Source organism: Cupriavidus sp. PB-02 (genome assembly GCF_058252315.1).
On the sequence record NZ_CM177695.1, the window covers coordinates 1,463,134 to 1,475,077 of the forward strand.

Below are 11,944 nucleotides of genomic sequence, written 5' to 3' on the forward strand. Positions count from 1 at the left end.
GGATCCGGCCCGCCGCACGCGGCGTTTCGCAAGTCAGCCGGCGATCCTTCTCACGGTGATCTGCTGCGACCCCGACGTAATGAACTTGCGATCGCCGGTGCCGGTCGACACGCCGGTGTGCGAGTCGACCACGCAGTCGTCGCCGATGCGCACGCCGGGATAGATGGTCGCGCGCGTGCCGAGGAAGCAGCGCGCGCCCACGGCGGCGTCGCCGTTCAGGATGGCGCCCGGCGACAGCACGGAATACTCCCCCACGCCGGCGCCATGGCCGACACTGCAGTGGACATTGGCCAGCACGCCCGCCCCCAGGGTGGCGCCGCGGTTGATGATCGCCAGCGGGCAGACGATGCTGCCGGGCCCGATCGCGGCCGCGTCCGAAACGATGGCCGCGCCGTGCAGGTAGGTCGGCACCGGCACGCCCCTGCCGGTGAGCCGGCCGATGATCTCGCGGCGCGCGTCGACCGAGCCGATGGCCACGATCACGGCTTGCCCGTCTTGCGGCCGGAAGTCCCAGGTCGTGCCGAGGTGCGGCAGCGCGATGCCGTCGAGTACCTTGCCCGGATCGTCGTCGATGTAGCCGGCGACACGCGCGCCGCCCCGGCGGGCCTCACCTTCGACGTACTCGAAGATTTCCTGCGCGAATCCGCCCGCGCCGGCGATGACGACAGAAAATACGCGCAGGGCGTTGATCAGCGGCATGTTTCGGAGCCTCCCGCGGCGGGCAATTGGGGGCCGGCATGGGCGCCGGGGCGGCCATGCGATTCGGGCCATTATTGCTCTCCGGGATACGCCTTGTGGCGGGCTTGCGTGCGCGGGCGCACGGACGGTATGGCGTGCCGCAGCGCGCCTGCAACAGGGCGCACGCGACGGCTGTCCGGCCGCGGCACGCTAGAATCGCTCCCTTGCCCGAATCCGGCCAGCCAAGACCTTGCCCCATGTCCCTGCATATCCGTCCTGAAGTACCGTCTGACGCCGACCGCATCGCGCAACTGACCACTGCCGCCTTCCGCGCGGCACCGCACGCCAGCCAGACCGAGGCGTTTATCGTCAACGCGCTGCGCTGCGCAGGCCAGTTGACGGTATCGCTGGTGGCACAGGATGGCGAAGTGCTGGTGGGGCACGTCGCGGTTTCGCCGGTATGGGTCTCGTCCGGCGCGGCGGGCTGGTTCGGGCTGGGCCCGATCTCGGTGGCGCCTGACCGGCAAGGGCAGGGCATCGGCACGCAACTGATGCAGGCCGCGCTGGCCGAGTTGCGGCGACTGCGTGCGGCCGGCTGCGTGGTGCTGGGCGATCCGGGGTACTACGGGCGCTTCGGCTTTGCGGCCCGGCCCGGGCTGGTGCTGGAAGGCGTGCCGCCCGAATATTTCCAGGCGCTGGCGTTCAATGGTGGCTATCCGAGCGGCACGGTGCGCTATCACGACGCGTTCAACGCCACCGCCTGAACTCGCCCGATGCACCCGATTCGCAGACTCCCGGCCATCGACGGTAATCCCGGCTGGTTCGAGACCTCGCCATCGCGCCATACGCCACTTGGCAAACGGCTGACCGGCGACACGCACTTTGACTTCGCCATCGTCGGCGCCGGCTTCACGGGCGTGGCGCTGGCGCGCAGGCTGGCCGAGCTGCATCCGCAGGCCAGCATTGCGCTGGTGGAAGCGCTCGAGGTCGGGCAGGGCACATCGGGCCGCAATGCCGGCTTCATTATCGACGTGCCGCACAACGTGGACGGCGGCGATGCCGGCGCCGAGCACGACCGCCAGCTCTATGCGCTCAATACCACCGCCATCGAACGGCTGCGCCGCCTCAGGGACCAGTACGGGATCGATTGCGCCTGGCACGATGCCGGCAAATACATGTCAGCACATGAAGCGCGGCATGTCGGCGCCCTGGAACGCTTTGCGGCCGCGTTGAACGCGGCCGGCTTTCCCTCGGAATTCATTGAAGGGCAGGGGCTGGCGCGCAGGCTGGGCACCGGCTACTACCGCGCCGCGGTGTATACGCCGGGCAATGTGCTGGTCAACCCGGCAGCGCTGGTGCGTGGCCTGGCGGCATCGCTGCCGGAATCGGTCACGCTGTTTTCGTCCAGCCCGGTGCTGGGTTGCGAGCACGGCGCGCACCATACCCTGCGCTTCGCGCACGGCAGCCTGCGCGCGGAGCGACTGGCGCTGACTGTCGGCAGCTTCAGCGAAGCCTTCGGCCAGGCGCGCAACCGGGTCGCCACGCTGTTCACCTACGCCAGCCTGACCGAGCCGCTGACGCAGGCCGAGGCCGCCGAACATTTCCCGGAGGTGCGGCCGTGGGGAACCACATCGGCGCATCCGGCGGGCACGACCGTCCGCTTCACCCCCGATCGCCGCCTCTTCGTCAGGAATACCTTCCACTACCAGCCAGCGTTGCGCACGCGCGAGGCGCACCTGCACGAGGCGCGCGACCAGCACCGCCGCTCGTTCGAGGCACGCTTCCCGGCGCTGGCAGGCAAAGCCTTTGCCTATACCTGGGGTGGACTGATCGGCATGACCCTGAACCACCATTCGGTGTTTCGCCACGAAGGCGACAATTTGTACGCGGTGGCGGGCTGCAATGGCGTCGGCGTGGCCAAGGGCACCTACCTGGGCCACTACATGGCCGAATACATGAGCGGCCTGCACAGTGCCGAGCTGGGGTTCATCCTTGCCAACAGCCAGCCGACGTGGATACCCCCCGATCCGCTGCGCAAGGTCGGCGCCACGCTGCGGCTGCGGCGCGAACTGGCCGGGGCGGGCGGGGAGATCTGAGGGCTCGTCGTCGCCTCAGGCGCGTTCAGAGCTCCAGCACCAGCCGACCTCCGCCGCAGGCGCGCGAGCAGCACGCCATCATGCGGCGATTGGCCTCGCGCTCGCTGCGCGTCAGCACCACGTCGCGATGGTCGACCTGTCCCGCCAGCACGCGCACCTCGCAGGAGCCGCACAGGCCTTCCTCGCAATCGCTCTGCACGTCGATTTTGGCGCCGCGCAGCGCGGTGAGCAGCGTCTGGTCGGCCGGCACTTCCATCACCAGGCCGGAATCCTTCAACTCGACGGTAAAAGGCTGTTCCTTCGACGCATCCAGCGTGCCGAGCTTCGACACGAAGTGCTCCACGCGCAGCGCGTCTTCGGGCCACGCTTCGCAGCAAGCGGCCAGCGCGTCGAGCATGCGCTGCGGGCCGCAGGCGTAGACATGCGTGCGGTGATCCGGCTGCGCCAGCAGGCTGCCGAAGTCGGCGCGCCGGCCTTCGTCGCCGGCGTACACATGCAGCCTGTCGCCGTGCAATGCCTGCAGTGCCTCCAGCATCGCCATCGCGCGCCGCGAGCGGCCGCAGTAGTGGAATTCGTAGTCGATGCCAAGCGCGCGGGCGCGCCGCGCCATCGCACTGACCGGCGTGATGCCGATGCCGCCGGCGATAAAGATCGCACGCTGGCAGCCCTCGTCGAAGCGGAAGTGGTTGCGCGGCCCGCGGATGCGCAGGCGGTCGCCCACGCTGACGCTGCCGTGCACCCAGGCCGAGCCGCCGCGGCTGTCGGGATCGCGCAGCACGGCGATCTCCAGCGCACCGGCGTCCTCAGGATCGCCGCACAGCGAATACTGGCGCGACAGCCCCGTATCGCCACACTCCACGTCGATATGCGAGCCCGGCGCCCAGCGCGGCAGCGGCTTGCCGTCGGGCGCCGCCAGCCGCAGCTGGACCACGCCCTCGGCGGCGGGCGTGACGCGTTCGACCACCACCGTGCGGGTAATGGTGTGGGTGGACGGCTCGCCGATGCGCACCGGCTGGCGCACGTCGAGCAGTGCCGGGTTGCCGCGCTCAGGGTTCTGCGCCGGGTCCCACTCCACCAGCAGATGCTCCGGACCGCGGAACGAGGTGTTGGGCACGTAGGTAAAGGTCTGCGCGGCCAGCCGCATATGCGGCAACCGGCGCGTCAGTTCTTCCAGGAAGACCTGCATCTCCATGCGCGCCAGGTTCTTGCCCATGCACTGGTGCGAGCCGTAGCCGAAGGTCAGCTGTTCACTGGCGTTGTCGCGGCGGATGTCGAACAGGTCGGCATCGGCGAAATGCCGCTCGTCATGGTTGGCCGACGAGGTCACGATCAACAGCTTGCTGCCCGCCGGCAGTTGGATGCCGCCCACTTCCGCATCGCGCGTCACCAGCCTGCGCCACGCCGCCACCGAGCCGTTGTGGCGCAGGCATTCCTCCACGGCGTTGGGGATCAGCGACGGATCCTCGCAGAGCTCGCGCCAGGCATCCGGATGCTGCAGCAGCAGCTTGATCGCGTTGGCCGAGGCATTGGCCGTGGTTTCGTGGGCAGCCACGATGCCGGCCATCATCATCGAATGCAGGTACGAGTCCGTGACGACCTCGGGCAGTTCCTTCTGCTTGCGCAGGCCGTATTGCATCCAGCCCGGGCCTGCAGGGTCCTCGCGCATCTTGTCGAGGATGCGGCCGGCCAGCTGCCAGAAGTTGCCGACGGCGTGCGCCACGGCGACCTGTTCCTCGGGCCTGGGCCGGCCCCAGGTGTTGACCGTATGCGCGATGGAGTACTGGCGCAGCAGGTCCATGTCCTCTTCCGGCACGCCCAGGAAGTGCAGCGCCACGGTCAGCGGCACTTCCCACAGCATCTGGTCGACCAGGTCGGCGCGGCCGTCGTCGATAAAGCGGTCGACGTACTCGCGCGTCAGGCGGCGCACCATCGGCTCGTGATGGGCCAGTTCCGCGGGCGTGAACGGGTCCATCAGCGCGCGCCGGCGTGGCATGTGCGCGGGCTCGTCCTCGTTGACCAGCGTTCGGTTCATCGCGTAGCCGTAGGAGGCCAGCACGGCATTGGCCTCGTCGCCGGTGGGTGTGATTTTCTCCAGCGCGATCGACGGGCTGAAGGTGAGGTTGTCGCGGAAGATCGCCTTGATGTCGTCGTAGCGCGTGACCACCCAGTAGCCCAGTTTCGGGCTGTAGAACACCGGCTCCTGCTCGCGCGACCAGCGCACGTATTCGGGCGGATCCTGCTGGTAGCCGTCGCCGAAGGGATCGAATTCCGCCGCGTTATGGCTGACGGGGCAGCCGTTGGGCGCCGCCTTGAAGGCGGAATGGTCGACGGGGCAGCCGCCGCGCGCGGTACCGGGGGAGGGATTGGCCATACTGCGTACTCCTGGCTAAAGCACTGCCGTCCGGTCGGTGCCGGACGGGCTTTGGGTCACACGGTTGCCGGCCTCAGTTGTCCAGCGTGATCTTCAGGTCGCGGATCAGCTTGCTCCAGCGGACAGACTCGGTGCGCAACAGCTCGCTGAACTGCGCCGGCGTGTTGCCCACCGGCTCCACGCCGAAGTCCACCAGCCGCTTGTTGACGGCCGGCTCGCGAATCGCCGCGACCACGTCCTTGTTCAGCGTATTGACCACCTCCGGCGGCGTGCTGGCCGGCACCACCATGCCCACCAGCGCGGCGGCTTCCACGCGCGGGAAGCCCAGTTCGGCAAAGGTCGGCACGTCGGGCAACTGCGGCAGGCGCGTGGCGTTGGCCACGGCCAGCGGGCGCACCTTGCCACCCTTGATGAAGCCGGCGCCGGCGGCGTAGTCCACCATCATCGCCGCCACCTGGCCGGCGGCCACGTCGGAGAGCGCGGGCGCTGCGCCGCGGTAGGGGGCGTGCGTCATCGGCAGGCCGGCTTCCACCTTGAGCAGCTCCATCGCCAGGTGGTGGGGGCTGCCCGCGCCGGCCGAGCCGTAGTTGATGCCGCCTTGCGTGGTCTTCGCCTGGGCGATGAATTCCTTCGCGTTCTTGACCGGGCTGGTTGCGCCCACCACCAGGATCATCGGGAAGCGGCCCAGCAGCGTGACTGGCGCCAGGTCCTTGGCCGGGTTGTAGGAGAGCGTCTTGTACAGCACCGGGTTGAACACCAGCGTGCCGTTGTCCGCCGACAGCACGGTATAGCCGTCTGCCGCCGAGCGCGCCGTCTCCGCCGCGCCGATGGCGGTATTGCCGCCCGGCTTGTTGTCCACTACCACCGGCTGGCCGACCTTGGTCGACAGTCCCTGGCTGATGGTGCGCGCCAGGAAGTCCGAGCCGCCGCCGGCGGCGTAGGGAACGATCCAGCGGATGGGCTTGGCGGGGTAGGTGTCGGCGGCGTAAGCGGGAATGGCTGCCAGCATGGGCAGGGCCAGTGCGCCGAGGGTGAGGCGCTTGCGCAGGGGGCGGGGCATGGGCTTGTCTCCTTGTTGTCGAGCCGGTGTGCGGCACTCGTTTTCTAGTTTGCGTAAATCATATACGCATTGCGTAATGATTGAATGCGGGTTAACCTTGAACCAGCGCTGTCACTCCTTCTTCCCGTCATGGCCCCGTCCCGCCCCAAATCCGCCGACGCCAACACCAAAGCCGCCGCCGCCCCACGCCCGCGCGAACGCCGCCAGCGCGTGCAGTCGGCGGTCACCGGCATGGCGGTGCTCAAGGGGCTGGCAAGACTGGGCGGCCGCGCCAGCCTGACCGCGCTGGCCGCGCAGATCGACGAAAGCCCGGCCAAGGTCCACCGCTACCTGGTCAGCCTGGTGGAAGAGGGCTTCGTCGCGCAGGAGGCCGGCACCCAGCAGTACCACCTGGGCTTCGAAGCGCTGCAGATCGGCATGGCCGCGATGCGCCAGGCCGACCCGATCCGGCTGGCCGAATCCGCGCTGGCGCGGCTGCGTGAAACGCTGGAAGTCACGTGCTTTGTCGCAGTGATGGGCAACAAGGGGCCGACCATCATGCGCTTCGAGGAACCGGGCTTGCCGGTGACGGTGAACGTGCGCGCCGGGTCGGTGATGTCGCTGCTGTGGTCGGCCACCGGCCGCGTGTTCCTGGGGCTGCTCGACGAGAATCGCGTGCAGGCCCAGGCCGAGGAAGAGCTTGCCGAAGCCAGCCCGGCGCGACTGGCGCTGCTCGATCGCAAGGATCCCATCGGCGCGCTGCGCCGCATCGTGCAGGCCGACGACTGCGCCTGGGTGCGCGACATCAACCTGACCGGTATCAGCGCGGTGGCCGCGCCGGTGCGCGACTACACCGGCCGTGTCTGCGCGGTGCTGACTGCGCTGGGCGCCACCGGTGGATTCGACCCGGCCATCGACGGGCCCATCGGCAGCGCCGTGCGGCGCGAGGCGCGCGCGGTCAGCACGGCGCTGGGGTTCGCGGCGCCGGGCGCCTAGGCCACTTCGCGCACCGCGGCCTCGCGCAGCAGCGATTCGCCGTCAGCCACATGCCGCGTCGAAGGATAGCCCGCGGCAAACACCAGCCGCCCGCCCGACCAGGTGTGCGTCACCATCGGCTGGCCCGCCACGCTGGACACGGCAATCAAGTCGGCGCGCAGTCCGGGCGCCAGGCGGCCGCGGTCGTTCAGCAGGCAGGCATCGGCGGGGTTGGCGGTGACCAGGGCCAGCGCCTCGTTCAGCGGCAGGTCGGCCTGCCGCGCCGCGGCATACGCGGCGGCGATCAGCGTGGAAGGCTGGTAGTCCGAGCAAAGGATCGTGCCCACGCCCGCGTGGATCGCGTCGATCGCGCGCATGGAACCGCTCTGGCTCTTGCCCCGCAGCACATTGGGGGCGCCGAGGATGGTCGGCAGCGCTTGCGCGCAGGCGGCCTGCGCGGTTTCCAGGTTGATCGGGAACTCGCTCATGCGCACGCCCAGCGCCTGCATGGCGGCGATGCGTTGCGGCGAATCGTCGTCATGGCTGGCCGTGGGGATGCCGAGTTCATGGGCCATGGCCACCAGCCGGTCGACGCGCTCGTGCGCGCCTTCCAGCGCCGCTGCTTTCTTGCCGGCGGCTTCGGCGGCTTCTTCGCGGCTCATGCCGTGGTTGCCCATCATGTAGGCCAGGTAGGCATCCAGCGTCTTGAACTGGCCCTGGCCCGGCGAGTGGTCCATCACGGACAGCAGGTCGACCACGCCCTCGGCCATCAGCATCTCAAGCACCGGCACCGCGCCTGCGTCGGTCACTTCATAGCGGCAGTGGATGCGGTTGTCGACCAGGCTGTGGCGGCGATACGCGGCCACGGTGCGCACCAGCGTGGCCGCCGTATCGACGTTGCGCACGCCAAAGTGATCGCCCGCGAAAGACAGCGCGTGGTACGGCGTGGTGATGCCGGCCGCGGCGTTGCGGCGGTCCACCTGCGCCACGGCGAAATCCAGCGGAAACAGCACGTTGGCACGCGGCTCGACTTCTTTCTCGATGGCGTCGCAATGCACGTCGACCAGCCCCGGCATCACGGTGTGGCCGTGCAGGTCGATCTCGGTGGCGTGGGCCGGGACCGCGACCGGTTCGATGGCGGCGATGTGGCCATCCTCGATCAGCAGCGCGCTGTCGTGCAGCACGCGGTCGGGCAGCACCAGGGTGGCGTGGGTCAGGTAGGTAGCAGGCATGGGCGGATTCCTGTCAGGCGAGGGCGGTGGCGGGTTGCAGCGGCAGCAGGCGCGTGGCCACGGCATCGCGCACGGCGTCGTCGTGGAAGATGCCGACCAGCGCGCGGCCTTCGGCGAGTGCCTCGCGGATCAACTCGATCACGACCGCGCGGTTGTCGGCATCGAGCGATGCGGTCGGCTCGTCAAGCAGCAGGATCGGGTGGCCGCCGATCAGGCCGCGCGCGATATTCACGCGCTGCTGCTCGCCGCCGGAGAAGGTGGCCGGCGGCAAGTCCCACAGGCGGCGCGGCAGGTTCAGGCGCGCCAGCAGCACCTCGGCGCGGGCGCGGGCTTCTTCATGGCTGCCGCCGCGCTGTTGCAGCGGATCGGCCACCACGTCCAGTGCCGACACGCGCGGAATCGCCCGCAGGAACTGGCTGACGTAGCCAATCACGTCGCGGCGCAGCTTCAGCACGCGTTGCTCGGGCGCGTTGGTCAGCTCGACCCACGGTTCGCCTGGGGTGCTGGTGTCGCGCAGGCGGATGCTGCCTTCGGTGGCCAGGTAGTTGCCGTACAGGCAGCGCAGCAACGTGCTCTTGCCGGTGCCCGACGGGCCCGACAGCACCAGGCATTCGCCCCGGGCCGCATCGAAATCGATCGCGCGCAGCACCGGCAGGCGGATGCCGCCCTGGTTGTGCAGCGTAAACATCTTGCCGAGGCCGCGGACCTCGACCAGCTTCTGTGCATTCTCTGCTTGCATCGTCATCAGCCTTGCAGGATGGAGGAGACCAGCAACTGCGTATAGGGGTGCTGCGGGTCATCGAGGATCTGGTCGGTCAGGCCTTGCTCGACCACGCGGCCACCCTGCATGACCAGCGTGCGGTGCGCCAGCAGGCGCGCCACGGCCAGGTCGTGCGTGACCAGGATGGCGGCGAGGCCCAGGTCGGACACCAGGCGGCGCAACAGGTCCAGCAGGCGTGCCTGCACCGAGACGTCGAGCGAGGCCGTCGGTTCGTCCATGAACACCAGGCGTGGATGCGTGACCAGGTTGCGCGCGATCTGCAGGCGCTGCTGCATGCCGCCCGAGAAGGTGCCGGGCACGTCGTCGAGGCGGGCCAGGTCGATTTCCATTTTTTCGAGCCAGGCGCCGGCGACTTCGCGCAGGTTGCCGTAGTGGCGCTCGCCCACGGCCATCAGCCGCTCGGCGATATTGGCGCCGGCGCTGACCTGCATGCGCAGGCCGTCGCGCGCGTGCTGGCGCACGAAGCCCCAGTCGGTGCGGGCCAGCAGGCGCATGCGTGCGCTGGACAGCGTGGCCAGGTCGGTCAGGCCGGATTCGCGCATGTCGTAGCTGACGCTGCCGCGCTGCGGCGGCGCCTGCATCGACAGGGCCTGCAGCAACGTGCTCTTGCCGGAGCCCGATTCGCCCACCACGCACAGCACTTCGCCGGGGTAGAGATCGAAACTGACGTCATGGCAGCCATGCACGCCGTCCCAGGTGCGCGTCAGGTTGCGCACTGACAGCAGCGGGGTCGTGCTCATCGGGCACCTCCCGCGGCAGTCTTCACGGCTTGCTCGGCCTGGCGGTCGGCGCAGTACTCGGTGTCCGAGCACACGAACATGCGCGTGCCGGCGTCGTCGGTGATGATTTCATCGAGGTAGCTGTCGGTGGCGCCGCACTGGGCGCAGCAGCTGGACCATTTCTCCACCGTGAACGGGTGGTCGGCAAAGTCCAGGCTCCTGACCGAGGTGTACGGCGGCACGGCATAGACGCGCTTCTCGCGCCCGGCGCCGAACAGCATCAGCGCGGGGCTGCGGTCGAGCTTGGGGTTGTCGAACTTGGGGATCGGCGACGGCCGCATCATGTAGCGCTGGTTGACGATCACGGGATAGTCGTAGGTGGTGGCGATATGCCCGTGATGGGCAATGTCTTCATAGAGCTTGACGTGCATTGCGCCGTATTCGGACAGCGCGTGCATGGTGCGGGTCTCGCTCTCGCTCGGTTCCAGCCAGCGCAGCGGCTCGGGGATGGGCACCTGGAACACCATGGTCTGGCCCGCGCGCAGCGGCGTTTCCGGAATGCGGTGGCGGGTCTGGATGATGCTGGCTTCGGCGGTGCGCTCGGTGGTCTGCACGCCAGTCACGCGGCCGAAGAAGCGGCGGATATTGATGGCGTTGGTGGTGTCGTCCGAACCCTGGTCGATCACCTTGAGCATGTCCGGCTTGCCGATGATGGCGGCGGTGACCTGGATGCCGCCCGTGCCCCAGCCATAGGGCAGCGGCATTTCGCGGCTGCCGAATGGGACCTGGTAGCCGGGAATCGCCACGGCCTTCAGCAGCGCGCGGCGCAGCATGCGCTTGGTGGATTCGTCGAGATAGCCGAAGTTGTAGTGGTCGTCGCGGGCAAGGCCCGCGGTGGGGGATGCGTTCGCGGCGGTCATGCCAGCGTCTCCTCTTGCGGCTGTGGCTGCGGTGCACCTTGCGGCGGCACGGCAGGGGGGCTGGCGGCTTCCTGCTCCGCGCGCAGGCGGCGCAGCAGTTCCAGGTTGGCCTGGAAGTCCACGTAGTGGGGCAGCTTCAGGTGCTGCACGAAGCCGGAGGCCTCGACGTTGTCGCTGTGGTACAGCATGAATTCGATATCGTTGGCGGGGGCGTCGGCGGCTTCGCCAAGCTCTTTCGCACGCATCGCGCGATCCACCAGCGCCATCGACATCGCCTTGCGCTCGTTGTAGCCGAACACCAGGCCGTAGCCGCGCGTGAAGCGGGGCGCCTCGTCGGCGCTGCCGGCGAACTGGCTGACCATCTGGCATTCGGTCAGCTCGATCTCGCCGATCGTCACCGCAAAGCCGAGTTCCTCGACGAACAGTTCGACTTCGGCCGTGCCGTAGCGGATCTCGGCCGCGAACGGGTGCGAGTTGCCGTAGCCGCGCTGCGTCGAATAGCCCATCGACAGCAAAAAGCCTTCATCGGCGCGCGCCAGGTTCTGCAGGCGCGCGGCGCGGCTGGCGGGGAAGGTCAGCGGTTCGCGGGTCAGGTCCGGCGGGGTCGGGTCGCCGAGAGGGATCTCGTCGGCTTCGACCAGTTCTTCGGCTTCGAGCAGGCCCGTTACGCGCGGCATGCTGGCGGCGAGGGGCTCGGCGGCGGGCGGCAGCGGGGCGGGCTCGCGGCCCGCTTCGAGCGAGAAGTCCAGCAGGCGCTGCGTGTAGTCATAGGTCGGCCCGAGCACCTGGCCGCCCGGCACGTCCTTGAAGGTGGACGAGATCCGGCGTTGCAGGCGCATCGCGCCGGTATCGAGCGGCTGGGTATAGCCGAACCGCGCGAGCGTGGTGCGGTATGCGCGCAGCAGGAAGATCGCCTCGATCTGGTCGCCGGCGGCCTGCTTCAGCGCCAGCGCGGCCAGGTGCGGGTCGTACAGCGAACCCTCGGCCATTACGCGCGACACTGCCAGCGGCATCTGTTCGCGGATCTGGGCCAGCGTGAGTTCCGGCACCGCGGTGTCGCCGCGGCGGTACGTATCGAGCATCTGGTAGGAGTTCAGGATGGCGCGTTCGCCCCCTTTGACGGCTACGTACAT

Annotated in this window: 11 protein-coding genes; 3 read left to right on the top strand and 8 right to left on the bottom strand. The window is 69.0% G+C overall.

Going from position 1 to position 11,944, the window contains the following annotated elements; translation table 11 throughout:
* Nucleotides 1–33 precede the first annotated feature (33 nt).
* Nucleotides 34–699, bottom strand: a complete 666-nt coding sequence (locus tag AC10V3_RS27480; RefSeq protein ID WP_041681771.1) for an acetyltransferase — start codon at nt 697–699, stop codon at nt 34–36.
* A 236-nt stretch (nt 700–935) separates the two neighbouring features.
* Here AC10V3_RS27480 and AC10V3_RS27485 point away from each other — a divergent pair, with 236 nt between their 5' ends.
* Together AC10V3_RS27485 and AC10V3_RS27490 are read left to right on the top strand one after the other, a co-directional pair.
* Nucleotides 936–1,442, top strand: coding sequence for a GNAT family N-acetyltransferase (locus AC10V3_RS27485; protein ID WP_022538517.1), 507 nt, complete (start codon nt 936–938; stop codon nt 1,440–1,442).
* Nucleotides 1,443–1,451: 9 nt separating this feature from the next.
* Nucleotides 1,452–2,774 (top strand): NAD(P)/FAD-dependent oxidoreductase, encoded by a 1,323-nt coding sequence (locus AC10V3_RS27490; protein WP_022538518.1) that lies wholly within the window; start codon nt 1,452–1,454, stop codon nt 2,772–2,774.
* A 25-nt stretch (nt 2,775–2,799) separates the two neighbouring features.
* Here AC10V3_RS27490 and AC10V3_RS27495 read toward each other — a convergent pair whose 3' ends face one another.
* Together AC10V3_RS27495 and AC10V3_RS27500 are read right to left on the bottom strand one after the other, a co-directional pair.
* Nucleotides 2,800–5,145 (bottom strand): cytochrome P450/oxidoreductase, encoded by a 2,346-nt coding sequence (locus tag AC10V3_RS27495; protein WP_490924308.1) that lies wholly within the window; start codon nt 5,143–5,145, stop codon nt 2,800–2,802.
* Nucleotides 5,146–5,218: 73 nt separating this feature from the next.
* On the bottom strand, nt 5,219–6,205 hold the full coding sequence (locus AC10V3_RS27500; RefSeq protein WP_022538520.1) for a Bug family tripartite tricarboxylate transporter substrate binding protein: 987 nt from the start codon (nt 6,203–6,205) through the stop codon (nt 5,219–5,221).
* Between the two features lie 129 nt (nt 6,206–6,334).
* Between AC10V3_RS27500 and AC10V3_RS27505 the strand changes: the two genes are divergently transcribed.
* Complete coding sequence (locus AC10V3_RS27505; protein ID WP_490924309.1) at nt 6,335–7,180, top strand: IclR family transcriptional regulator; 846 nt, start codon at nt 6,335–6,337, stop codon at nt 7,178–7,180.
* Here the strand turns inward: AC10V3_RS27505 and AC10V3_RS27510 are convergent.
* Genes AC10V3_RS27510 through AC10V3_RS27530 form a run of 5 tightly spaced genes read right to left on the bottom strand, consistent with a single transcriptional unit; the run spans nt 7,177 to nt 11,944 of the window.
* A complete protein-coding gene (locus AC10V3_RS27510; RefSeq protein ID WP_022538522.1) occupies nt 7,177–8,391 on the bottom strand; it encodes an alpha-D-ribose 1-methylphosphonate 5-triphosphate diphosphatase in 1,215 nt (404 codons plus the stop codon). The two genes, AC10V3_RS27505 and AC10V3_RS27510, sit on opposite strands and share 4 nt — an antisense overlap.
* A 13-nt stretch (nt 8,392–8,404) precedes the next feature.
* The gene (gene phnL / locus AC10V3_RS27515) at nt 8,405–9,130 is read right to left on the bottom strand and encodes a phosphonate C-P lyase system protein PhnL (protein ID WP_490924320.1); all 726 of its coding nucleotides are present in this window, start codon (nt 9,128–9,130) and stop codon (nt 8,405–8,407) included.
* A 5-nt stretch (nt 9,131–9,135) separates the two neighbouring features.
* On the bottom strand, nt 9,136–9,912 hold the full coding sequence (gene phnK / locus AC10V3_RS27520; RefSeq protein ID WP_022538524.1) for a phosphonate C-P lyase system protein PhnK: 777 nt from the start codon (nt 9,910–9,912) through the stop codon (nt 9,136–9,138).
* The gene (locus AC10V3_RS27525) at nt 9,909–10,811 is read right to left on the bottom strand and encodes an alpha-D-ribose 1-methylphosphonate 5-phosphate C-P-lyase PhnJ (RefSeq protein WP_022538525.1); all 903 of its coding nucleotides are present in this window, start codon (nt 10,809–10,811) and stop codon (nt 9,909–9,911) included. Before AC10V3_RS27525 ends, phnK begins: the two co-directional genes overlap by 4 nt.
* Nucleotides 10,808–11,944, bottom strand: a complete 1,137-nt coding sequence (locus AC10V3_RS27530; protein WP_454753087.1) for a carbon-phosphorus lyase complex subunit — start codon at nt 11,942–11,944, stop codon at nt 10,808–10,810. The genes AC10V3_RS27525 and AC10V3_RS27530 overlap by 4 nt, the downstream gene beginning before the upstream one ends.

Excerpts from the sequence above, each read along its gene's own strand:
- AC10V3_RS27480 (WP_041681771.1), bottom strand. The coding sequence starts at position 699 with ATGCCGCTGATCAACGCCCTGCGCGTATTTTCTGTCGTCATCGCCGGC.
- AC10V3_RS27485 (WP_022538517.1), top strand. The coding sequence starts at position 936 with ATGTCCCTGCATATCCGTCCTGAAGTACCGTCTGACGCCGACCGCATC.
- AC10V3_RS27490 (WP_022538518.1), top strand. The coding sequence starts at position 1,452 with ATGCACCCGATTCGCAGACTCCCGGCCATCGACGGTAATCCCGGCTGG.
- AC10V3_RS27495 (WP_490924308.1), bottom strand. The coding sequence starts at position 5,145 with ATGGCCAATCCCTCCCCCGGTACCGCGCGCGGCGGCTGCCCCGTCGAC.
- AC10V3_RS27500 (WP_022538520.1), bottom strand. The coding sequence starts at position 6,205 with ATGCCCCGCCCCCTGCGCAAGCGCCTCACCCTCGGCGCACTGGCCCTG.
- AC10V3_RS27505 (WP_490924309.1), top strand. The coding sequence starts at position 6,335 with ATGGCCCCGTCCCGCCCCAAATCCGCCGACGCCAACACCAAAGCCGCC.
- AC10V3_RS27510 (WP_022538522.1), bottom strand. The coding sequence starts at position 8,391 with ATGCCTGCTACCTACCTGACCCACGCCACCCTGGTGCTGCCCGACCGC.
- phnL (WP_490924320.1), bottom strand. The coding sequence starts at position 9,130 with ATGCAAGCAGAGAATGCACAGAAGCTGGTCGAGGTCCGCGGCCTCGGC.
- phnK (WP_022538524.1), bottom strand. The coding sequence starts at position 9,912 with ATGAGCACGACCCCGCTGCTGTCAGTGCGCAACCTGACGCGCACCTGG.
- AC10V3_RS27525 (WP_022538525.1), bottom strand. The coding sequence starts at position 10,811 with ATGACCGCCGCGAACGCATCCCCCACCGCGGGCCTTGCCCGCGACGAC.
- AC10V3_RS27530 (WP_454753087.1), bottom strand. The coding sequence starts at position 11,944 with ATGTACGTAGCCGTCAAAGGGGGCGAACGCGCCATCCTGAACTCCTAC.